The organism is Nocardia jinanensis (genome assembly GCF_014645735.1).
GTDB lineage: Bacteria > Actinomycetota > Actinomycetes > Mycobacteriales > Mycobacteriaceae > Nocardia > Nocardia jinanensis.
In genome coordinates this window covers 58,795-80,664 of the sequence record NZ_BMMH01000022.1, presented here as the reverse complement: position 1 = coordinate 80,664, position 21,870 = coordinate 58,795, and the positions used below count along the sequence as shown (strand labels likewise).

The 21,870-nt window shown below is 67.2% G+C and carries 19 protein-coding genes; 7 read left to right on the top strand and 12 right to left on the bottom strand.

Translation table 11 applies throughout. The features are described 5' to 3' along the window. The first annotated feature begins 267 nt into the window (after positions 1 to 267). Together IEY68_RS30555 and IEY68_RS30550 are read left to right on the top strand one after the other, a co-directional pair. Positions 268 to 828 carry a PadR family transcriptional regulator gene (locus IEY68_RS30555; protein ID WP_063000079.1) on the top strand — a complete coding sequence of 187 codons (561 nt, stop codon included), beginning with the start codon at positions 268 to 270 and terminating at the stop codon, positions 826 to 828. Continuing rightward, entirely contained in the window at positions 821 to 1,912 is a 1,092-nt protein-coding gene (locus tag IEY68_RS30550) for an inositol-3-phosphate synthase (protein WP_063000078.1), read from the top strand. The genes IEY68_RS30555 and IEY68_RS30550 overlap by 8 nt, the downstream gene beginning before the upstream one ends. Positions 1,913 to 2,023: 111 nt before the next feature. Here the strand turns inward: IEY68_RS30550 and IEY68_RS30545 are convergent, their stop codons facing one another. The 6 genes from IEY68_RS30545 to IEY68_RS30520 all read right to left on the bottom strand — a co-directional run bounded on the left by IEY68_RS30545 (position 2,024) and on the right by IEY68_RS30520 (position 8,748). Beyond that, positions 2,024 to 2,449 (bottom strand): GyrI-like domain-containing protein, encoded by a 426-nt coding sequence (locus tag IEY68_RS30545; RefSeq protein WP_063000077.1) that lies wholly within the window; start codon positions 2,447 to 2,449, stop codon positions 2,024 to 2,026. Between the two features lie 8 nt (positions 2,450 to 2,457). Continuing rightward, positions 2,458 to 2,919, bottom strand: a complete 462-nt coding sequence (locus tag IEY68_RS30540; protein WP_063000076.1) for a GyrI-like domain-containing protein — start codon at positions 2,917 to 2,919, stop codon at positions 2,458 to 2,460. A 177-nt stretch (positions 2,920 to 3,096) separates the two neighbouring features. After that, positions 3,097 to 5,442, bottom strand: a complete 2,346-nt coding sequence (locus IEY68_RS30535; RefSeq protein ID WP_063000075.1) for a transglycosylase domain-containing protein — start codon at positions 5,440 to 5,442, stop codon at positions 3,097 to 3,099. Positions 5,443 to 5,504: 62 nt separating this feature from the next. Then, positions 5,505 to 6,389 carry a carbohydrate ABC transporter permease gene (locus IEY68_RS30530; RefSeq protein WP_189094573.1) on the bottom strand — a complete coding sequence of 295 codons (885 nt, stop codon included), beginning with the start codon at positions 6,387 to 6,389 and terminating at the stop codon, positions 5,505 to 5,507. Then, the gene (locus IEY68_RS30525) at positions 6,389 to 7,423 is read right to left on the bottom strand and encodes a carbohydrate ABC transporter permease (RefSeq protein ID WP_189094572.1); all 1,035 of its coding nucleotides are present in this window, start codon (positions 7,421 to 7,423) and stop codon (positions 6,389 to 6,391) included. Before IEY68_RS30525 ends, IEY68_RS30530 begins: the two co-directional genes overlap by 1 nt. Before the next feature lie 41 nt (positions 7,424 to 7,464). Further along, entirely contained in the window at positions 7,465 to 8,748 is a 1,284-nt protein-coding gene (locus IEY68_RS30520) for an ABC transporter substrate-binding protein (RefSeq protein WP_063000073.1), read from the bottom strand. Between the two features lie 237 nt (positions 8,749 to 8,985). Between IEY68_RS30520 and IEY68_RS30515 the strand changes: the two genes are divergently transcribed. After that, positions 8,986 to 9,846, top strand: a complete 861-nt coding sequence (locus IEY68_RS30515; RefSeq protein ID WP_063000071.1) for a DUF2786 domain-containing protein — start codon at positions 8,986 to 8,988, stop codon at positions 9,844 to 9,846. Then, on the top strand, positions 9,847 to 10,374 hold the full coding sequence (locus tag IEY68_RS30510; RefSeq protein ID WP_063000069.1) for a TIGR04338 family metallohydrolase: 528 nt from the start codon (positions 9,847 to 9,849) through the stop codon (positions 10,372 to 10,374). Between the two features lie 9 nt (positions 10,375 to 10,383). Here IEY68_RS30510 and IEY68_RS30505 read toward each other — a convergent pair whose 3' ends face one another. The 3 genes from IEY68_RS30505 to IEY68_RS30495 all read right to left on the bottom strand — a co-directional run bounded on the left by IEY68_RS30505 (position 10,384) and on the right by IEY68_RS30495 (position 14,150). Further along, on the bottom strand, positions 10,384 to 11,616 hold the full coding sequence (locus tag IEY68_RS30505; RefSeq protein ID WP_189094571.1) for an epoxide hydrolase family protein: 1,233 nt from the start codon (positions 11,614 to 11,616) through the stop codon (positions 10,384 to 10,386). A 246-nt stretch (positions 11,617 to 11,862) separates the two neighbouring features. Beyond that, a complete protein-coding gene (locus IEY68_RS30500; protein WP_373293033.1) occupies positions 11,863 to 12,846 on the bottom strand; it encodes an o-succinylbenzoate synthase in 984 nt (327 codons plus the stop codon). 134 nt (positions 12,847 to 12,980) lie between these two features. After that, positions 12,981 to 14,150 carry a thiolase family protein gene (locus IEY68_RS30495; protein WP_063000067.1) on the bottom strand — a complete coding sequence of 390 codons (1,170 nt, stop codon included), beginning with the start codon at positions 14,148 to 14,150 and terminating at the stop codon, positions 12,981 to 12,983. A gap of 105 nt (positions 14,151 to 14,255) precedes the next feature. Here IEY68_RS30495 and IEY68_RS30490 point away from each other — a divergent pair, with 105 nt between their 5' ends. Further along, a complete protein-coding gene (locus IEY68_RS30490; RefSeq protein ID WP_063000065.1) occupies positions 14,256 to 14,786 on the top strand; it encodes a winged helix-turn-helix transcriptional regulator in 531 nt (176 codons plus the stop codon). Positions 14,787 to 14,885: 99 nt separating this feature from the next. Here the strand turns inward: IEY68_RS30490 and IEY68_RS30485 are convergent, their stop codons facing one another. Together IEY68_RS30485 and IEY68_RS30480 are read right to left on the bottom strand one after the other, a co-directional pair. Further along, the gene (locus tag IEY68_RS30485; RefSeq protein ID WP_063000063.1) at positions 14,886 to 15,959 is read right to left on the bottom strand and encodes an ABC transporter ATP-binding protein; all 1,074 of its coding nucleotides are present in this window, start codon (positions 15,957 to 15,959) and stop codon (positions 14,886 to 14,888) included. A 527-nt stretch (positions 15,960 to 16,486) separates the two neighbouring features. Further along, positions 16,487 to 16,924 carry a DoxX family protein gene (locus IEY68_RS30480; RefSeq protein WP_063000050.1) on the bottom strand — a complete coding sequence of 146 codons (438 nt, stop codon included), beginning with the start codon at positions 16,922 to 16,924 and terminating at the stop codon, positions 16,487 to 16,489. Positions 16,925 to 17,609: 685 nt separating this feature from the next. Between IEY68_RS30480 and IEY68_RS30475 the strand changes: the two genes are divergently transcribed. After that, complete coding sequence (locus IEY68_RS30475; protein ID WP_189094570.1) at positions 17,610 to 18,821, top strand: aminoglycoside phosphotransferase family protein; 1,212 nt, start codon at positions 17,610 to 17,612, stop codon at positions 18,819 to 18,821. A gap of 57 nt (positions 18,822 to 18,878) precedes the next feature. On the opposite strand, the gene IEY68_RS30470 is transcribed toward IEY68_RS30475, so the two are convergent. Further along, positions 18,879 to 20,777, bottom strand: a complete 1,899-nt coding sequence (locus IEY68_RS30470; RefSeq protein ID WP_063000061.1) for a S9 family peptidase — start codon at positions 20,775 to 20,777, stop codon at positions 18,879 to 18,881. Positions 20,778 to 21,092: 315 nt separating this feature from the next. Between IEY68_RS30470 and IEY68_RS30465 the strand changes: the two genes are divergently transcribed. Then, positions 21,093 to 21,833 carry a MerR family transcriptional regulator gene (locus IEY68_RS30465; protein ID WP_063000046.1) on the top strand — a complete coding sequence of 247 codons (741 nt, stop codon included), beginning with the start codon at positions 21,093 to 21,095 and terminating at the stop codon, positions 21,831 to 21,833. Positions 21,834 to 21,870: the final 37 nt, after the last annotated feature.

Here is a 21,870-nt window from a genome sequence, read left to right as displayed (position 1 = left end):
GGGCCCCGCCGAAAGGTCAACCGCTTGACATCCAAGCTCCTGGGATGTCTTTGTGGTGTCTCGTAAGACTCGACGCATGTGGTTGCGTCGGCATTCGACGGCTGGTCGGCATGTGGACCATCGGCCAAGGGGCTTCGGCCGGGGGGTATGCGCTCTGCGTGATTTTGTGATGTATCGCGCTGAACTATGCGTGGTTATATCGGTCCGATATAGTGAGTAACTGCATCCATTGGTTAGATCTGTACGGAAGTCAGGGGGTGAAGCCCGTTGCTCGAACTGGCAATCCTCGGGCTGCTCCTGGAATCGCCCATGCACGGCTACGAGCTGAAGAAACGGCTCACCGGCCTGCTCGGGGCGTTTCGGGCTTTTTCCTACGGATCGCTGTATCCGACCTTGAAACGTATGCGGGCGGATGGGCTGATCGCGGAGGAAGTACCCGAGGGACTGTCGACGACCCGCCGCGCCCGGCGGGTGTATCAGCTGACCCCGGCGGGCCGGGAGCGTTTCAACGACCTCCTGGCCGACACCGGACCGCAGAACTACACCGATGACGGCTTCGGCGTCCACCTCGCCTTCTTCAGCCGCACCCCCGCGGAAGCGCGGGTGCGGATCCTGGAGGGCAGGCGGCGTCAGGTCGAGGAGCGCCGAGAGGGGCTGCGGGAGGCGATCAAGAAGGCGAGTGGCTCGCTGGATCGCTACACCCGTCAACTCCATCAACTCGGACTCGAATCAAGCGAGCGCGAAGTGCGCTGGCTCAACGAGTTGATTGCGGCGGAGCAATCGACGCAGGCGGCACCACAGAAAGAGGGAAATACCGGCCATGAGTAGTGGAGACACCAACAAGTCCAGTGTTCGCGTCGCCATCGTGGGTGTGGGCAACTGCGCCTCTTCGCTCGTCCAGGGCGTCCAGTACTACCGGGATGCCGACGATTCCACGACGGTGCCCGGACTGATGCATGTGCGATTCGGCGAGTACCACGTTCGCGATGTGCAGTTCGTGGCCGCCTTCGACGTGGACGCCAAGAAGGTCGGCTTCGACCTGTCCGAGGCGATCTTCGCCAGCGAGAACAACACCATCAAGATCTCCGACGTAGCGCCGCTCGGCGTGACCGTCCAGCGCGGCCCCACCCTCGACGGCATCGGCAAGTACTACGCCGAAACCATCGATCTCGCCGAATCCGACCCGGTGGATGTCGTCAAGGCGCTGAAGGACACCGAGGCCGACGTCCTCGTGTCCTACCTGCCGGTCGGGTCCGAGGAAGCCGACAAGTTCTACGCCCAGTGCGCGATCGACGCCGGTGTGGCGTTCGTCAACGCGCTGCCGGTGTTCATCGCCTCCGATCCCGAATGGGCCGAGAAGTTCCGCGCCGCGGGCGTCCCGATCGTCGGTGACGACATCAAGAGCCAGGTCGGCGCCACCATCACCCACCGCGTGATGGCGAAGCTGTTCGAGGACCGCGGCGTTCAGCTCGACCGCACCATGCAGCTGAATGTCGGCGGCAACATGGACTTCAAGAACATGCTCGAGCGCGAGCGGCTGGAGTCGAAGAAGATCTCCAAGACCCAGGCGGTCACCAGCAACCTGAAGAAGGAAATGGGCGCGGGCGATGTGCACATCGGCCCCTCCGATCACGTGGGCTGGCTCGACGACCGCAAATGGGCCTACGTCCGGCTCGAAGGCCGTGCTTTCGGTGATGTGCCGCTGAACCTGGAGTACAAGCTCGAGGTCTGGGACTCCCCGAACTCGGCGGGCATCATCATCGACGCGGTCCGTGCGGCGAAGATCGCCAAGGACCGCGGTATCGGCGGCCCGGTGATCCCGGCGTCGGCGTACCTGATGAAGTCCCCGCCGAAGCAGCTGCCCGACGATATCGCCCGCACGCAGCTCGAGGCTTTCATCATCGACGCGTAGACGGTCGAACCGCTGGACGCGGCCGCCGCGAACGATCGAACGTTCGCGGCGGCCGCGTCTTGTTCGTGAAGTCGGGATGTGGACCTGCGGGGATGGCCGACCAGGGTCGGGTCAGTCGAGCGAGACGTAGACCTCTACCGAGGTCGGGCCGATGTAGCGTTCCAGTTCGGCGGTGTGGGAGCGGGTTATCGTGCCCGCCTTCTCCGCTTCCCGGACCCTCGCCCACGCCGTGCGGAGCAGGTCGTACGGTTTCTCGGTGACCACGAATTTCGCGTAGCGGCCGGTCGGGACGCGGGTGAGTACATCGCCCGGATCCAGGTCGCCCATACCTTTGATCTCGTAGCCGAGTACGGCTACCGCGTGGTCTTCCTGCCCGATGTAGGCGGCGACCCGGGGCACATTCTTCTCGCGGCAGAGGTAGCGGTCCCAGGTGAAGTTCACCAGGTCGAGGTCGCGGGCGGTCACTTCGCGACCGGCCAGCGGGATGGTGAGCCCGGCTACCAGGCTTTCGTCCAGTTCCACAATTTCGAAGTCCACAGCTGTTCCTACCTACCCGCCGAATCGTCTTCTGCCAGTGCGACGAACACTTCCACCGTGTGTTCGTCCGGATAACGTTCGTAGTCGCCGGTGTAGGAGCGGACCAACCGCCCGGCGGCCTCGGCATCCCAGATGGCACGCCACAGGGTCACGATCGTTTCGCCGAGGTCGTCGCCGCTGAGGGTGAACCGCGCGTACCGGCCGGCGGGAATGCGGGCGAGGACATCGCCGGGTAGCAGGTCGTCGAGGCTGTGACAGCGGTAACCGATTATGTGGGTGAGGTAGGAATTGATCTCCGGGGCGTGATCGACGAACGCGCTGGCGGGGTGGCCGGGTAAGGCGCGGCTGAGGGTGCGTTTCCACACTTCTTCGACTCTGGTGCGGCGCGGTCCTTCCACGGCGAGTGCCGGGCTGCGTAGCACCATTCCCGCCACCAGCGTTTCCGGGCGGTCAACGACATTGAATTCCACCGGCGTAGCCCCTATGTCTCGTCATACGTCGTCGCTCCAGCGCATATCCTTCCGCACGCCCGTCCCGGTACGGGCGTCGGCCCGTGCCGGTCGGTCGGATGGGCGACATCTCACTCTGGCCAACGATGCTGCCATGCCGGCCGTTCCTTCGGTGGGATCACGACCGGAATCCGTAGATCACGGTACGGGTATCGTCACGCCGGGCAGGATTTCGACGACTCGGGGTGCCGCCGGCGGGGGCGGCGCCGGAGCGGGCGCGGGTCCTTCCGCCGGGGGAGGTGCGGGCGCCTGGGGTTCCGGCTCGTATTCGGGCTCGGGCACATACGGTTCCGAGGCGGGCGGGATCACGATGAAGGGCTGCTGAGACGGTTGCTGCTGCTGCGGCTCCTGTTGTTGCGGGGGCGGCGGGTTGAGGATGTCGTAGGGATTGTGTGAGGGCTGCTGCGGTGCGGCGGGGGCGACCGGCGCGGGGTTCGGGGCCGGTGCGCCGATCTGTTCGACGGGAGTGTCGGCCAAGGCGCCGTCCATGGTCTGTTTCCAGATATCCGACGGCAGCCCGGACCCGTAGATGCGGCCGCCGCCCGCGGTCTGGATCGGGAGGTTCAGTTCGGTACCCACCCAGACCGCGGTGGACAGCGACGGAGTGAAACCGACCATCCAGGCGTCCTTGTTCTGCCCGGTGTCACCGAGCTGGGTGGTGCCGGTCTTGGCGGAGGAGGGGCGCCCGTTGAGTGAGTGGCCGTTGGAGTACGAGGCGATGGGCAGCATGGCGGCGGCGGTCTGCGCGGCGATGGTCTGCGGTATCCGCTGTTCGGCGGGCGGCGGTTGCGCGCCGGTCCGCTGTTCGGGGTCGCCGCCACGGTCCAACAGGACGCGGCCGTCGCCGCGGACCACGCGCTGCACGAAGTACGGCTGGTGATAGCGGCCCTCGTCGGCGATGGTGGCGTACGCCGATGCCATGTCGATAGGTCGCACCAGGTAGGTGCCGAGCACGATGGAGGGCATGGGCGGGGCGCCCAGTTCGGTGAGCGACCGGCCCGGGACGCCGGGGATGTCCTGGGGGATACCGGCCTGATGGGCAGCGTCGGCGATCGCCTGGGGGCCGTTGTTCATGGCGAGGGTGAGCCGGTAGAAGCTGGTGTTGAGCGAGCGCTTGTAGGCCTCGCCGAGGCTACAGGCGCCGCAGGATTCGTTCTCGACATTTCGCACCAGCACTCCGTTGACATCCACGGGCGCGCTGTCGAAGGCGCGGGACAGCGGGATGCCCTGCTGCAGTGCCGCGAGCACCGCGAAGGTTTTGAACGCCGACCCCGTCTGAACCGGGGCCCGGGCGAAATCGAAGCCGATACCGTCGGCGCCGCCGTAGTAGGCGCGCACCGCCCCGGACCGCGGGTCTATGGAGGTCACCGCGGTACGCAGTTCCGGCGGCTGTCCGTCGAGCGCGCCGGCCGCGGCGGCGGTGGCCGCCTGCTGGGCTTTCGCGTCGATGGTGGTGGTGATCTGCAGCGCGCCGGTGCTCAATTCCCGATCGGAGATCCCCGCGTCGGACAGTTCACGCAGCACCTGGGCTTTGATATGGCCTTCCGGGCCGCGGGTGGAGTTGGCGTCCTCCGGGGTGGGTGGCGGGATCGTCGGGGGGAAGACGACAGCGTCGCGTTCGCCCGGGGCGAGTGCGTTCATCTCGACCATGCCGTTGAGCACATAGTTCCAGCGTTGCAGCAGCTGGGGGAGCCGGGCCTGCGGATCCAGCCCGGACGGGGAGCGGATGAGGGCGGCGAGGACGGCGCCCTCGGCGACGGTCAGCTCCGGGACCGGTTTACCGAAATAGGCCTGCGCGGCGGCGGCGACGCCGTAGGCACCGCGACCGAAGTAGATGGTGTTCAGGTAGGCGCTGAGAATATCGTCCTTGCTCCATTCCTTCGACATCTTCGAGGAGATGATCAGCTCGTGGGCCTTGCGGCTGACCGTGCGCTCGGAGCCGAGGAACGCGTTCTTCACGTACTGCTGGGTGATGGTGGAGCCGCCACCGGCGTTCGCCCGGCCCAGGACGTTGTCGCGGACGGCGCGCAGCAGACCCGAGGCGGAGAAACCGGGATTGCTGTAGAAGTTGCGGTCCTCCGCGGACAGCACCGCCTCACGGACGTGTCGGGGTACATCCGACAGCGGTACCGGGGTGCGGTTGCCCTCGGGCGGTACGACCTTCGCCAGCACGGTCGTGCCGTCGGAGGCGGTGATGGTCGCCGTCTGGTTGATGGGTACGGTCCCGGCGGCCGGGATCTCGGCACTCCAGTAGACCAGCGCGACCAGCAGCGCGGGTATGGCGACCAGAATGGTGAACAGCCAGAGCAGAAGATGCCGGATGCGCCGGCCGCGTGTCCGGTGCGGTCGGATATAGGTGGGTGGCCGGGGCGGGCGGGGGTGTGGCCCGGAATCGTCGAGCTGGTTCCAACCGGCTATGGAGGGATACTGAGGTGGCTGGGGAGTGTTGCGGCCACGTCGGGAACGGGACGAGCTCACGATCATCTCCTCTCGGAGCATCGAAAAAACTCAGGCGCACCACCGCCGGATCCCAGGATACCCAGTGATCAGCTTTTGACGCCTCCCGCGGTGAGTCCGGAGATGATCCGCCGCTGGAAGATGAGTACCAGGACCACCAGCGGCACGGTCACCAGCGTGCCCGCCGCCATGATCGCCCCATAGGGTTCCACCAGCGGATTGTTCCCGGAGAACCGGGCGATCGCCACTGTCACAGGTTCCGTTTCGCTCCCGGAGAGCACCCGGGCGAGCAGATATTCGTTGACCGAGGCGATGAATGCCAGGATCGCGGTGGTGAACACCGCCGGCGCGGCCAGCGGCAGCATCACCAGCCGGAACGCCTGCACCTTGGTGGCGCCGTCGATACGGGCCGCCTCCTCGAGTTCCCACGGCAGTTCGGTGAAGAACGAGGCCAGGATGTAGACGGTCAGCGGGAGCACGAAGGAGATGTTCGGCAGGATCAGTGCCTGGTACTTGCCGATCCAGCCGATATCGGTGAACAGCTGGAACAGCGGGGTCACCAGGACGACCACCGGGAACATCGACGCGCTCAGGATCAGCCCGGATACGAGGTAACGGCCCTTGAAAGTGAGCCGGGCCAGCGCGTAGGCCGCCATGATCCCGATGATCAGCGCGATCGCGGTACTGGCCGCGCCGATGATCACGCTGTTGAGCAGTGCCTTGCCGAAATCGTTACCCCGGCTGGTGTCGAAGGCGTCCCGGAAGTTGTCGAGGGTGACATGGGTGGGCCACGGCGCGGGGTCGAAGGTGTAGGCGGGGTCGCGGAACGCGGTCACCGCCATCCAATAGAACGGGCCCAGCCCCCACAGGAGCACGATCAGGGCACCCACATAGATCCGGGCCGACCCGAGCCTGCGCCGCCACGACGGCGCGGGACGGGCGGTACCGGTTTGCTGCGTTGTCACCGCGGCCATCACGCCTTCCGCTGTTCTTCCTGCGTCCGCACCGCGTTCGCACCCAATATCTTCACCAGTACGAAGGCCGCCGCGAAGATCAACAGGAAGGTGATCGTCGACAGTGCCGCCGCGCTGTTGGGTCCCTGCCGTGTCTGTTCGACCACCAGCACCGACAGGGTCCGGGTGGCCGGCAGATTGTCGGTCATGATGGCGGGCAGGTCGTACATGCGCAGCGCGTCCATGGTGCGGAACAGCACCGCGACCAGCAGCGCCGGTTTGAGCAGCGGCATGGTGATCTGAGTGAACCGCTGCCAGGCCGAGGCACCGTCCACCCGTGCCGCCTCGTACACGTCGTCGGGGATGATCTGCAGACCGGCCAGCAGCAGCAGCGCCACGAACGGCGCGGTTTTCCACACATCGGCGGCGATCACCGCGAATCGGGCCGGCCAGGCGTCGGAGGTCCACAGAATCTCGGTGCCGAACACGGTGTTCACCACACCGTCGTACTGGAACATGAACTCCCAGAGCCGGGCCGTCACTGCGGTCGGGATGGCCCACGGGATCAGCACCGCCGCACGCAGCAGGGCCCGGCCCTTGAAGGTTTTGCCCATGACGATCGCCATCCCCAGCCCGATCGCCACCTCGATCGACACCGTCACGACCGCGAAGAACAGGGTGACGCCGACGGCCCCCCAGAACTCGGAGCCCAGATTGCCGGTGGGGCATTCGGTGACGCCCCCGGTGATCACCTGGCATTGGCCGACGAGCCAGTGCAGGTAGTTGTAGAAGGTGCCTTGGCCGCTGTCGACGAACCGGCCGGTTGTCTCGTCGAGTTGGTCGTCGTAGGTGAACGACATCCACAGTGCCCGTAGCACCGGGTAACCGATCACCACGGTGAGCGCTATCAGTACCGGCGCGACGAACAGCCACGCCCGGCCCGATAGGCGGACTTCGTCGCGAAGCCTGCTGGCCGTCCCACGGTCACTGCTTGCGTTCGCGGGCTTTTCTGTACGGACCGACGCCTGCGCGTCCGTTCCGGAAGGATCCGACACCGTTACTCTCTCCTACGGGCTCGCCGGGTCCGGTTGAACCTCTACGATCCGGCCGTCTCGATGCCCTTCTGCATGCCGATGATCGCGTCGTTCACGGACTTGGTTCCGGTCAGGGCAGCATATGCGTTGTCCTGAATGGCTTTGGACACCGCCGGATAGAACGGTGTGACCGGTCGGGGCACCGCGCTGGCGATGGAATCCTTCAAGGCCGGCAGGTACGGCATCTTGGCGATGAGCGCCGGATCGTCGTAGATCGAGGCCCGCACCGACGGCAGTGCGCCGGAGGCGATGATGTGCTGGGCTTCCTCGCCGATCAGGAACTTCAGGAAATCCAGTGCCGTGGCCTTGTTCTCGGAGTACGCGCTGATCGCGGCGTTGTAGCCGCCGAGCGTGGAGGCGCCGATGCCGGTGTCGCCGGGCAGCGGCGCGACCCCGAACTTGTCCTTGACCGCCGAGGCCTCCGAGGAGGCGTCACCGTAGGTGGAGGGCCAGCTGCGCAGGAACATGAGTTTGCCCTGGGTGAACGCGGCACCGCTCGTCGGTTCCTGGAAGGTGATGGCTTCGCGGGGGATATCACCGACCCGGAAGGAGTCGACCAGCTGCTCGAGCCCGGCCCGCGACTCCGGGCTGTTCACCGTCGGGGTGCGGCCGTCGGTGCCGACGAAGGTACCGCCGAACGCGTTGATCACCTCCGCGGTGTTCACCGTCAGGCCCTCGTAGGGTGCGAACTGGCCCGCGTAGCAGCCGATCTGGTTGTCCCGGGCCAGCGGGCAGTTCGCGCGCATCTCGGCCCAGGTGCGGGGAGCGTTGGGCACCAGGTCTTTGCGGTAGAACAGCAGGCCACCGTTGGTGTTGCGGGGCGCGGCGTAGAGGGTGCCGTTGTAGGTGGCGCTGGCCACCGGCGGCGAGAGCAGCGGAGACGTGTCGATGGCGAACTGGTCCTCCAGGGGCTGGATCCAGCCCTTGGCGGCGAACTCCGCGGTCCACGGCACATCGAGGGCCACCACGTCGTAGTCCGTCGACTTCGCGCGCATGTGCTCGACGAGGTCGTCGTACTGGGCCGACGCGTCGTTGGACTGTTCCTTGTAGGTGACCTGCTCGTCGGGGTGGGTGGCGTTCCAGCGGTCGATCACCTGTTCGACCGCGCCGGTCTCGGTGGTGTCCTTACCCTCGACGTAGGTGATCGGTCCGCGTCCGTCCTGGTTCATGCCGAGCTGTTCATCGGTGTCGCTGGTGTTGCATGCGGTGGCAAAGGTCACGGTCAGCAGCGCGATCGGCCATAGGACGAGCGCGGCACGTAGGGACGGCACCTTCTTGAAAGCCATCGCGGAACTCCAGGGTCGACACGTGAGCGGCAGCACAAGGCAACATACATGGTGTGCACCGTCGGTGTCGGATACTCCTGGATCGAAGTGAGCGGAAGCCCGGCCGCCCGAGCTCGCCCGCGACGGGCCGCGAGGTCCGCCGGTCGATGTGGCACCGGACATAACGACTGGTGGGCAGGGTCGGCGCGGGTGCCCGCGCCCGGATCGGGGCCGGCACGACCACTACGCTGGTGCCCGATGTCTTCCGCGAACGCAGTATCCGATCGTCTGCTCACCAGGATCGGCGGACTGCTGCGCAAAGCCGAATCCACCGATAACGAGCACGAGGCCGAGGCCTTCCTCGCCGCGGCGCAGCGGCTGGCGACCCGGTCCTCGATCGATCTGGCCGTCGCACGGGTGCACACCCGGGACCGGGAACGGCCCACCGCGCTGATCCAGCGGGCGATCCCGATCGGTGAGCCCGGGCGCAAGGGTCTGCGCACCTACGTGCAGTTGTTCGTGGCCATCGCCGGCGCCAACGATGTGCGCTGCGATGTCGCCCGCACCTCCACCCAGGTCTATGCCTACGGGTTCGCCGCCGATATCGCGGTCTGTGAAGCGCTCTACTCCAGCCTGCTGGTGCAGATGGTGCGGGCATCGGACCGATACATCAAATCCGGGGACTACCGGTCGGCGACCATGGAGAAAGTGGTCGTCGAACGCCGGTCCGGGCGCCGGGTACGCCGGGTGGTGCGGGTTCCGGTGGCCGGAGTGACGGCCCGGCTGAACTTCCAGCTCGCATTCGCCGAACGGGTCGGCATCCGGCTCGCCGAGGCCAAGAAGGAGGTCGAGCGAGCCGCGACCACCCGGGACGCCGACGCCGCCGAACCCGTATCCCCGGAGCGCGCCGCGGGTACGGCGCTCGCGCTACGTGGCAAGGACATCGAACTGACCGACTTCTACACCCGCACCTCCGAGGCCCGCGGCACCTGGCGCGGACCGCACACCTCCACCGGCTACGCACCGGCCGCCCGGCGAGCGGGGGACCGGGCCGGGCAGGCGGCCAGGCTGGGGCCCGCGCGAGAGCTGGACGGCGCGCGCGGGCAACTCTCCGAGTAGCTGGCCGTGCGAGACAACCAGCGCGCCAAGGTGTACGACGCCGAACAACTGGTGCGCTCGATATTCGATCGGGCAGCGGAATTCGGGCAGCGAACCGTAGAAGTGCACGGGTCCCGGTTGACCCTTCCCGTGGAACGGAAGTTCGCCTCGGTGGATTCGGTGCAGCGGTACTGCGACCGAGTGCTGGCACTGAGCTGGGTCGCGGCCACCTGGGCACGGGCCGGAGTGCCGCTCCGGGTGCGGGCTCGCGCCGGAACCGTTGCCGCCCATTACGAATCCGAAGGCTCGGTACTGGCGGTACCGGTCGACGCGGAACGCTCGGGTCGCGGGCGGACGGCGTGGGCGCTGCGGGAACTGGTGGTGCTGCACGAACTGGCCCACCACCTCGAACCGAGGCCGGGGGCGGTGGCGGCGCACGGACCCGGATTCTGTGGTCGCTATCTGGAGTTGGCGGAGGGTGTGATCGGACCGGAGGCGGGGTTGCTGCTGCGCATGACTTTTCACGACTGCGGGGTGCGAGTGGAGTGAGTCGGTTCCTCAGCGGGCGCCCACCGGGTCGGTATCGAGTCGGGCGAGGAAGAAGGTCCGGATGTCCTCGGCGAGCAGTTCCGGTACCTCCATCGCGGCGAAATGACCGCCGCGGTCGAATTCCGACCAGTGCCGGATATCGTAGAGCCGTTCGGCCAGTGGCCGCACCGATTGGGTGATGTCGTGGGCGAACACCGCCACACCGAGCGGTACGGGGCACGGCTCGGTCCCTCGTGGCGCCTCGCGGCTCAGCCGGGCCGAGGAGGCCGCGGTGGCGGTCAGCCAGTACAGCGAGACGTCGGTGAGTATCCGGTCGTCGTCGACCGGGGTGCGCGGATCGGTCCACTGGGCGAAACGTTCGGCTATCCAGGCGAGCTGGCCGACCGGTGAATCGGTCAGCGCGTAGCCGATGGTCTGCGGGGTGGTCGCCTGCAGGGCTTGGTACGGCGGACGATTCGCCATCAGCTGCTTGATCTTGTCCAGTCGTGCCTGATCGGTCGCGGTCAGTTCGAGGCCGGCGTCGGGGTCCGGTCGGGTGGGCAGGTAGTTGACGTGCACTCCCACGACGTGTTCGGGTGCGACCGCGCCCAGCGCGGTGGAGATACCCGAGCCGAAGTCGCCGCCTTGTGCGCCGTAGCGCTCGTAGCCGAGGCGGCGCATGAGTTCGGCCCAGGCGCCGGCGACGCGAGTGGTGTCCCAGCCGCGTTCGTGGGTGGGTCCGGAGAAGCCGAAACCGGGGATGGACGGGATCACGAGGTGGAAGTCGCGGGCCAGGGGTTCGATCACGTCGAGGAACTCCAGGAACGATCCGGGCCAGCCGTGGGTGAGGATCAGCGGGAGCGCGTCGGGTTTCGGTGAGCGAACGTGCACGAAGTGGATGTTCTGGCCGTCGATTTCGGTGGTGTAGTGGGGGAGTTCGTTGAGTTCGGCTTCGTGTTCGCGCCAGTTGTAGTCGGTGCGCCAGTGCTCGGCCAGTTCCCGGAGTCGTGCGAGTGGGAAGCCGTAGTCCGTTCCGGCGTCGGCGATCTCGTTGGGCCAGCGGGTGCGGGCCAGGCGGTCGTTCAGGTCGTCGAGGTCGGACTGCGGAATATCGATGTCGAAGGGCGTGATGGCAGCCGGGTTCACGGTGGTCTCCTGGGTGGCGGCGCGGGGGTCGGTGGCGGATGGGGAGGACGTGCACCCGGTCACGGTGAGTGCGAGGGCGATTGCGGCCGAGCCGGCATATCGAACGAATCCGTCCATACGACTTCTCCTATTGTTGGTAGGTCCAACAATAGCAAACGTTGGTTTAACCAACAAATACATTGCGATGAGGACGGCGAGAGGAATCGCGCCGGTTGTCCTATGCCTCGTCGAACGCGTCATCGCTGCACGTGGTGGCTGTTCGCCATTCCGATGCGGTGCACCGGCTACCGGTCCTCGGTGTTCGCCCGGCGTCTTCGAGGTCCCGTACCCCGCCACGTTCGTCAGCGCGGATGGCGGCGGCGCTCAACTCTGCGTGCGCCGCAGCTCCAGCAAGCGCCGCATTCGTGCGATCCACCACTCGGTGCGCTCCGGGTCCGGGTGGCGGTACTTCTCCAGTAGATCGGGGTCGGCGGCGGGGGCGGTGCGCGGAACCGGGAGATAACCGTCGACCGGGCGCAGGGACTCGGCGACGATATCGCCCTCGAACAGATTCACGGTGCCGAGTCCGCAGGCGTGGTCGAGCTCGGGGAGTGCGCCGGCCAGCGCGAGTTGCGCGGCCAGCCCGATGCTGGTCTCCAGCGCCGAGGAGATCACGCAGGGCAGGCCGGCGGCCGCGGCGACCGCCAGGGCCCGCCGGACACCGCCGAGTGGGGTGCATTTGAGGACCGCGATATCCGCGGCGCCGGCCACCGCCACCCGCAGGGGGTCCTCGGCGCGGCGAATGGATTCGTCGGCGGCGATCGGGACATCGACCCGGCGACGGACGGCGGCGAGTTCCTCGATCGTGCGGCAGGGTTGTTCGACGTACTCCAGTCCGCCTGCGGCTCGGTTTATTTCACGGATGTGACGGACGGCGGTATCCACATCCCAGACCGCGTTGGCGTCGACCCGGATCGCGCCGCCGGGGCCGAGTGCCGACCGCACGGCTTCCACGCGGGCGAGATCCTCGGGCAACGAGGCGGGGTGATCGGCGATCTTCACCTTGGCGGTGCGGCAACCCGATCCGGCGACGAGCGAATGCGCCCGGTCGGGTGGGACCGCCGGGACGGTGCAGTTGACCGGAATCCGTTCTCGTACCGGTTCCGGCCAGCCGATGGTCACCTGTTCGATGGTGGTGTCCAGCCAGTGCGCGGCCTCGCGGTCCTCGTATTCGGCGAACGGACAGAATTCGCCCCAGCCGCGGGGGCCGCGCACCAGCACCCCTTCGCGGACGGTGATCCCGCGGAATCTCGACCGCAGGGGGATCGCGTAGACGTGGACCTCGTCGATCCGGGGCAGTTCGCTCACCCGAATCACACTAGGACAGGTTGTACCGGCGATCGCGGTGGCCGGGCGCGCGCGCGGCGGTGCGGTCGGCGGACTCCGCTCTGCGGGCCGTCGAGCGTACGGAGACGGCGATAGAGCGCGGCCCGGCCCGGCGGTCAGAGACGTTCGAGGATGGTCGCGTTGGCGAGTCCGCCCGCCTCGCACATGGTCTGCAGTCCGTAGCGGGCGCCGCGATCCTGCATGGCGTGGACGAGGGTGGTCATGAGCCGGGCCCCGGACGCGCCGAGCGGATGACCGAGGGCGATCGCGCCACCGTTGACGTTCACCTTCTCCGGGTCGGCTCCGGTGTCGTGCTCCCAGGCCGTGACCACCGACGCGAACGCCTCGTTGATCTCGACCAGGTCGATATCGGCGAGGGTCAGTCCGGCCCGGTCCAGCACCTTGCGGGTGGCCGGGATGACCGCGGTGAGCATGAGCAGGGGATCGTCGCCGGCCACCGCGAAACTGTGCAGCCGGGCCAGGGGCCGCAGGCCCAGTTCACGAGCCCGTTCGCTGGTGGTGATGAGTACGGCCGCGCTGCCGTCGCTGATCTGGCTCGCGGTGGCCGCGGTGATGTTCCAGCCGATCTGCGGGAAACGTTGCGCCATGGCGGGGTCGTAGTAGGCGGGTTTCAGCCCGGACAGGGTATCGAGGGTCGACCCGGTGCGGATGCCCTCGTCGGTGTCGAGACCCGCGAGTGGCGCGAGCTCTGTGGTGAACTGCCCGTTCTTGGTGGCCCGGGCCGCTTTTTCGTGACTGGCGAGCGCGAACTCGTCCAGCTGCGCTCGGGAGAGCCCCCATTTCGCCGCGATGAGTTCGGCGCTGATGCCCTGTGGTACCAGCCCTTCGGGATACCGCTGGGTGAAACCCGCACCCGAGATATCGTCGGCCCCCCGGGCGCTCGCGCCCATCGGTACCCGGCTCATGGATTCGACGCCTGTGGCCACCACCATGTCGTAGGCACCGGCGATCACGCCCTGCGCGGCGAAATGGACGGCCTGCTGGCTGCTGCCGCATTGGCGGTCGACCGTGGTCGCCGGGACCGATTCGGGGAACCCGGCCGCCAGCGCCGCCCGCCGGGTCATATTGACGCCTTGTTCGCCGACCTGGCCGACGACTCCGCCGATCACATCGTCGATCAGTGCCGGGTCGATGCCGGTGCGGGTCACCAGGGCGCTGAGGCTGTGCGCCATGAGGTCCACCGGATGGATGCCGTGGAGTGCGCCGGTGGCCTTGCCGCGCCCGATCGGGGTTCGTACCGCATCGACGATGACCGCGTCTCGCATAGTGATTCCTTCCGTCACCGGGACCGGAGTCCTGGCTAAAGTTATCTAAAGCCAGAGTAAGCGCTGGCATTAGTAAAGGCAAGTCAGGCTCGATATGATGGGCGAATGGCAGCGGTGATGGAAGGCCCCTTGGCCGATCTCGACTCGTGGAAACCCGACCACTGCTCGATCGCGATGGCGCTCGAGGTGGTCGGCACCCGCTCGGCGATCCTGATCCTGCGGGAGGCGTACTACGGGACGACCCGGTTCGACGGCTTCGCGTCCCGGGTGGGTATCACCGACGCCGCCGTCGCCGGGCAGTTGCGCAAGCTCACCCGAGCCGGATTGTTCGCCAGACAGCCGTATCGGGAAGAGGGGAAACGTACCCGCCACGAATACGTGCTCACCTCGAAAGGGCGCGATCTGCTACCCGTGGTGCTCGCGCTGATGCAGTGGGGCAATGCCCACCTGCAACCCGGCCCACCACCCCTCGACCTGGTCGAAGCGGCCACCGGGGATCCGGTCCGGGTTCAGGTGCGCAGCGAATCCGGCCGTGAGATCGGCGTGGACGATCTCGGGGTCCGGCTCAACGAGCAGTGGCGCGCGACCCGGCGGCGGCGATCGGCCGGGAACGCGGCGGCAACCGGCCGCCCTTAGCGGCGACGACAGGCGACGACGCCGATACCCGTCGACGACCTCCTGCCCCGGTCCGCGTCATCGGACCGGGTACGACCCGGAATCCGGGTGGTATGCGGTTCAGTTCAGGCGGCGGCCGTCGTCGGGGGCGAAGAAGTAGACGTGCTCGGGGTCTGTGGCCAGGCGCACCCGGCTGCCCTTCGCCGGTGGGTTGCGCCAATCGGTGCGGGCCACGATCGAATCCGCGCCCTGGGTGTCCTCGGTGGGACGGCCGTAGATGAAGGCGTCGGAGCCGAGCTCCTCCACCACGTCCACCTCGATCTCGATCCCCGAATCACCGGCTTCCAGATGCTCGGGCCGGATACCCACGGTCACCGTCGCGCCACCGGCATCGGCCACCGACCGCGGCACCGGCAGCGAGAAACCACCGATCCGTACCGCGCCGTCGGTGATCGGCAGCGTGAACAGGTTCATCGCCGGCGACCCCATGAACCCGGCGACGAACACATTCGCCGGATCGCGGTAGAGGTCGCGCGGGGCGGCGCACTGCTGGAGCAGACCGTCGCGCATCACCGCGACCCGGTCGCCCATGGTCATGGCCTCGACCTGGTCGTGGGTGACGTACACCGTCGTCGTCGCCAGTCGGCGCTGCAGCTGCGCGATCTGGGTGCGTGTCTGTACGCGCAGTTTCGCGTCGAGATTGGACAGTGGTTCGTCCATCAGGAACACCTGCGGGTCGCGCACGATGGCCCGGCCCATGGCCACCCGCTGGCGCTGACCACCGGAGAGCGCCTTGGGCAGGCGGTCCAGCAGCGGTTCGAGATCGAGCAGGCGGGCCGCCTCGCGCACCCGGCGCTGGGACTCGTCCTTGCCCACCTTGGCCAGTTTGAGCGCGAAACCCATGTTCTCGGCCACCGTCATATGCGGGTACAGCGCATAGTTCTGGAAGACCATCGCGATATCGCGATTCTTGGGATCGGAGTGCGTGACATCGCGGTCGCCGATCAGAATGCGGCCACCGGATACTTCCTCGAGTCCGGCGAGCATCCGCAGCGAAGTCGATTTCCCGCATCCCGACGGACCGACCAGCACCAGGAATTCACCATCGGCGATCTCGAGTTGCAGCTGATCGACTGCGGGCGTTTTGGCCCCCGGGTACTGCCGGGTGGCGCGATCGAAGGTCACCGTGGCCACGGCTTGTTCACTTCCCTTCACCGGTTGGAACACGCGAAGTGGAGCGAATTCGCAACATGTGCGTGGTCATGGCGTCAGAGGCTACCGCTGGTGTTCTCGAGCTCCGCATGGTCTGTACGTTTTCGGTGCGTATCGTGCCAGTGAACGCATCGACTGTCCACCCCCGTGCTACGCCCGTACGCGGGCCGTCTCGAGCTGCGCAGATCAGCGGCTACCGGCGGTCCGGGCCGGTCGCACGTGGGCCGGCCTCTGGCCGCGCCGACCGGCCGACGGCCACCTGATGCGGCGCCCGGCCGACGGCCACCTGATGCGGCGCCCGGCCGACGGCCACCTGATGCGGCGCCCGGCCGACGGCCACCTGATGCGGCGCCCGGCCGACGGCCACCTGATGCGGCGCCCGGGCCGGGCGCCGCGGACCGGAGGGCCGCTGGACCGATCGCCGCCAACCCGACGGGCGATCGATCCGGGAACGCACAACCGGCGATCGGTGGGTGGGCCACCGATCGCCGGTCGTGCTCATGGAGTTGTCATCGCGACAGCGAGGTGCGCAGATCGGTGAGAGTGGCGCGGCGCTCGTAGGCGATCCAGGCGAAGATCGCGGCGAGCACCAGTGGGAAGATCCCCATCGCGGGCTTGTCGGCGATGAAAGCCTGTGTCGCGGCGGCGAGCACGGTGAGAACGGACAGACCCGCGGCAGCCAGGGCGCTGAGCCGCGGCACCATCAGGCAGATACCGCCCGCGACCTCGACAACTCCGATGAAGATGAGCAGTCCGAAGGGGATGGTCAGATTCTCGGGGGCGTTGTCCGCCAGGGCGTTCGGCATCACGAGCTTCGGCCCGCCCGAGGCGATGATGAAGAACAGGCCGAGCAGGATCTGCAGGGTCCACAGGACGCGGTTGCGGACCTTGCCGGGACGGTAGGTGACGGCGTCGGAGAGGTTGGCGGTGGAGTCGGCGGTGGTCATCTCTGGTCCTTCTGGTCGGTCGCGCCGGGTTGGTAGCGCGTTCAACGGATAGGACGGAGCACCGTCGGAGGACTCATCGCTGTCCGCCGAAATTCTCGGAACCGCTGCCGTACCGGCTCGCCACCGGATTCCGAAGAGCTGCGCCACCGACCCGGTACCGGGCATCGGCGCGAAGTGAACCCGGGGACGACGGCGGACAGCTCGCGCGCCTGATCGAGAGCGGGTCCAGGCTCTTCCGCCGGGAGCGACGCGGTTCCGCACGGATCTTCGGCACGACGATCCGCCTTGTTCACCAGGTCCCGTCGGCGCTGCGCCGCCGGTAGCTGCTGTCACCGCTTCTGGGAACTTCGCTCAGCGGCTCCGGATTCGTGGCAGTAGAGTACTTTCGTTCCGCACGCGTGGCCGCGATGGTCGCCGAAATTCGCGGCTCTCTCCGGCTGAAGGAACTGTGGTGGCGGGCGCCGACAGCGTCCCGGGAGCCAGGAGAAGTTGATCACCTCTCATCGGTTGGCTCGAACCCTGCTCCACCAGCGATGTCACCTCGCGCGTCCCGCCGGCGCCGGCGGAGTTCGGCTTCTCCTTCCTCGATGTCGCTGTCCGGCAGCGACAGGAATCGGTGGATAGGTCGGGCAGCGGCGAGATCGCCGCGAGAATGCTGGAGGCAGCCGGACGCCTCGCTGCGGCGATGGCTGAAAAAGCCGGCCCGCGGGTCAGCGGAGCGCACCGCGAAGTCCCGCAAGGAATCCGGTATGGACTCGACCGGACCACGCGTAGTGGGGAACAGTCCGCAGCCGAACTCGACAGGCTCGGTGCTGCCGGGCACGCGGACCGCGACACCGGCGGCGAACGGCCGGCCACCGACGGCGGGTCCTCGGATTCCTCCATCGAGGAGCACCCGCTCCGTGGCGGCCGCGACCGATCCGAAATCTCCGGAAAAGAGGCCCGGGAACTGTATGAACAGGTCCGGGATCGGGAGGCGGATGCCGCGGGAAACCAGAACAGGGTGAACAAAGTCGATACGAGTGCAGGTCCGGCGGTGGTCAGGCGTGGGCTGGACCAACAGGGGGCAACCATGCTCAAGAAGTGGATGCCGGAGAACGCGGCCCACGACTACGCACGCGAGTGTGGTGTACGGACACCCAGGATCCTCTATGCCGGGACAGACCCGTCGACCGGCCGGAAATTCACGATCTTGCAGTACGTGCCCGGTGAAACACGGGGCTTCAATGATCCCGAGATGATGAATTGGTTGCCCGATCTCCTGGATCAGGTGCAGTTGATGTCCGCCAGACCCTTACCGGCGGGAATGAATCTCGATATCCCCGAGTGGCAGCGGCAGATGATCCGGCACGCCGACGACGACTTCGGCAACCTGCCACCGGAGCGACAGTCCAGGCTGGACCGACTCGGAATCGGGCCACTGTCGGACTATGTCCGGCCCGATTCGAGCCGCTCGGGCGAGCCTGCTGTCTTCGCCCACAACGACCTCTTTCCGTTCAACCTCCGGCTCGATGACCATGGGAAGCTCTGGATCTTCGACTGGGAAGTCGCCGGGCCCGGGGATCCGCTCTACAACGCAGGATTATTCCTCGAACGCATGGGGTCGGGAATCGATGACGCGACTCGCTCCCGGGCCACCGACATGTGGCTCGACCGGATAACGCCGGCGAACTCGACAGTCGACACCAGTGCGACCCTCAGCATGTACCGCACGATGGAGGACTGGCGAGGAATAACCCTTTGTTCCGAAACCATGCCCCGCCAAGTATCCGCCGACCCGGACCGCTTCGAATTCTGGGTCGACTGGTACGACTCGGTACTGTCCCGGAACTCCGAACCCTGGCCCGATATCCCGAAGGACGACGTGCGCACTGTACTCCGCGGATGGGTCGAATAAGCGTGCACGAGCACGGAACCGCGCGCCTGACCACCGGCGGCCGCCGATCCGGCGCGGTCAGGTCCCCGAGTTCGCCGCGGCCGAACCGAGGTGCCGGGCGAGGAACCGCTCGACCGCGTGGTACATATCGATCAGGTTGTCCGGGTTCACGAAACCGTGTCCTTCGTCGGCCTTGACCATGTACTCGACATCGACCCCGCGCCCGCGCAGCGCCTCGACGAGGCTATCGGATTCGGCGCGCACCACCCGGACGTCGTTGGCGCCCTGGATCACCAGCAGTGGTGTGCGGATCCGGTCGATACGGTTGATCGGCGACCGGATCGCGATCTCGGCTGCCTGTTCCGGGATGTCGGGGTTGCCCACGAATCGGTGGAAGTTGTTGGTCAGGAAGCGTTTCCCGAACTCCGGAATGGTCCGCATGAAGTTCTCGAGATCGGAGACACCCACGTAATCGATGGCGGCGGCGAAGACATCGGGTGTGCGGGTGATACCGACCAGAGTGGCGTAGCCCCCGTAGGAGCCGCCGAAGATCGCGACCCGGCCGGGATCGGCGTAACCCTCGCCGACCGCCCACGAGACCGCATCGATCACATCGTCGTGCATCCTGCCGGCGAATTCCCCGACGGCGGCATCGACGAAAGCTTTTCCGTATCCGGTGGATCCGCGGAAGTTCACTTGCAGCACCGCGTATCCCCGGTTCGCGAGCAGCTGCACACCCGCGTCGAAACCCCAGCTGTCCCGGTACCACGGGCCGCCGTGGAGCTCCACGACCATCGGCAACCCTCGCGGTTCGACACCCACGGGCAGGGTCAGGTGACAGGGCAGTCCGAGGCCGTCGCGGGAGGTGACCGTCACCGGTGTCATCGGTGCCAGGGTCGCGGGCTCCAGATGTGGGAAAGGCCGGAAGAGCAGCCGGCTCACGCCGGTGCTGTGATCGTAGAAATAGGTGCGGCCGGGGTCGCGATCGTGCGTGAAGGCGGCGATCCATCGTTGCCCGCTCTCGTCGGAGGACACCGCCGCCAGATCGCCGTCCGACAATACGGAGAGGTTTTTCAGCACCTCCGCGAAATGAGGATCCAGCGGACGGATCACCTGTCGTTCGCGTAGGTACCGCGCGCCGATCAGTTCCCCGGTGCGCCGATCCAGGATGAGCGGTGACGGAAGCGCCGGGTTCACCTGCGGGCGGGTGTCGAGATCGAAGGTGGGATGGCTGTCGACGTCGATCTCCGCACCCGAGGCCAGGTCCACCCGGACCAGTCGGGTGCGGTCGGTGCCCCGGTTGGAGCCTATCCACACACTGGTTCCGTCCGGGGTGATCTGCACCGGGTAGATACCCATCGGATAGTCCCTGCCGTCGAACACCAGCAGCGGATGCGGGGTGCTCGTCGCGCTGTCCCAGCGTGCGAGCTCGAGGTTGCCCGCCGAGGTCATTGTGGTGGCGAACAGTTCGTCGCCGCGGCCGCGCAGCCAGCTGGTGACATGACCCGGGTTCCGCGCCAGCAGCGTGAGTTCGCCGGTGGCGATATCGAGTTCGTGCAGGTCGAATTCCTCCAGGGTCCTGAGGTTCAGGGTGAGCAGGGCCTGCCCGGCCCGCCCGGCGGGTAACTCGAAATGCACCACTCGGGAACCGGGGAACGGTGTGAGATCCACGGCCGTGGCGCCGGGGTCGTCGAGATCGACCCGGTACAGATGCCAGTTCTCGTCGCCGTCGCCGTCCTGTGCGTAGAGCAGCCAGCGCGGATCCTCGGTCCAGTAGTACTCCCGCACAGTACGATTCGCGTCGGCGGTGACACAGCGCGGCGGGCCGGTTCCGTCGATGTTCTCGATCCACACGTTCAGACGGTTGCGCCACGGCGCCAGATAGGCGATCCGGGTCCCGTCGGGCGAAATGGAGGCGGCCGCGCGGGCGGGCGGGCCGAAGAAGTCCTCTACGGCGATGAATCTCGGCGGTGTCATATCGATCTTCGCCATATCGATCCTTCCGGCTGTCGGGGCAGAGGTCTGCGATCGGTAGCGGGGGCACCGCGGCGCAGGTACGGAGGCCGCCGTACGCGATGACCGCCTCCGATGCCAGGAGACACCCGGCCGCGACGGCAGGGTCAACGACGATCCGGAATGATCCAGGTCACATCCGAGGAGCGTCCGCGTGGTTTTCCGCCGGGAACTCCCGTGCTGGCGCGCAGGCGCTTGACAGTGCCGCTACGGCACGGTTCAGGCTGGTATCGCGCCGACCGCGTTCGCGGCGGCGGAACCGTAGCGGAGGAGTCGGTCATGACGTGGAGTACCCGCCAGCTCGCGGAACTCGCCGGCACGAGCGTGCGGGCGGTCCGCCACTACCACGACATAGGTCTGCTGGCCGAGCCCGAACGCGCCTCCAACGGCTACAAGCGGTACGGCGTGGCGCATCTACTGCGGGTGCTGCGGATCAAACGACTCGCCGATCTCGGAATCCCGCTGTCGCAGATCGCCGAGATGGGCGAGACGGATCGTTTTCCCCACGATGCCCTGCAGACTCTGGACGCCGAACTGGCCGGGACCATCGAACGGTTGCAGCGCATCCGGGTGGAACTCGCCCTGATCCTGCGGCAGGGCACACATGCCGATCTGCCGCCCGATATGGGTCGGGCCGCCGCCGTGATGACCGACGCCGATCGCGATTTCACCGTTATCCTCACCCGGGTACTCGGTCCCTCCGGGCTGAGTGCGCTGCGGGGCCTGCTGAACGACCAGCGCAACGAACCCGCCATGTCGGAGTTCGACGTGATACCGGCCGATGCCGACGAACGCACCCGTATCGATCTGGCCGAACGACTGGCCCCGCACGTGGGTGTGATCATCGCCGAATACCCCGAGATCAGTGCTCCGGCCGACGATTCACCGGTGGGCGCGAAGCGCGCGGCGGAAACTGTCGGCAAGGCCCTGCTGGATCTCTACAACCCGGCCCAGATCGACGTCCTGGTCCGGGTGAATCAGCTGATCCTCGGCTCGGATGAGCAGAGCCCGGCGAGCTGACCGTCGCGGCCCGAATCGGCGGCAGCTATGACTACCG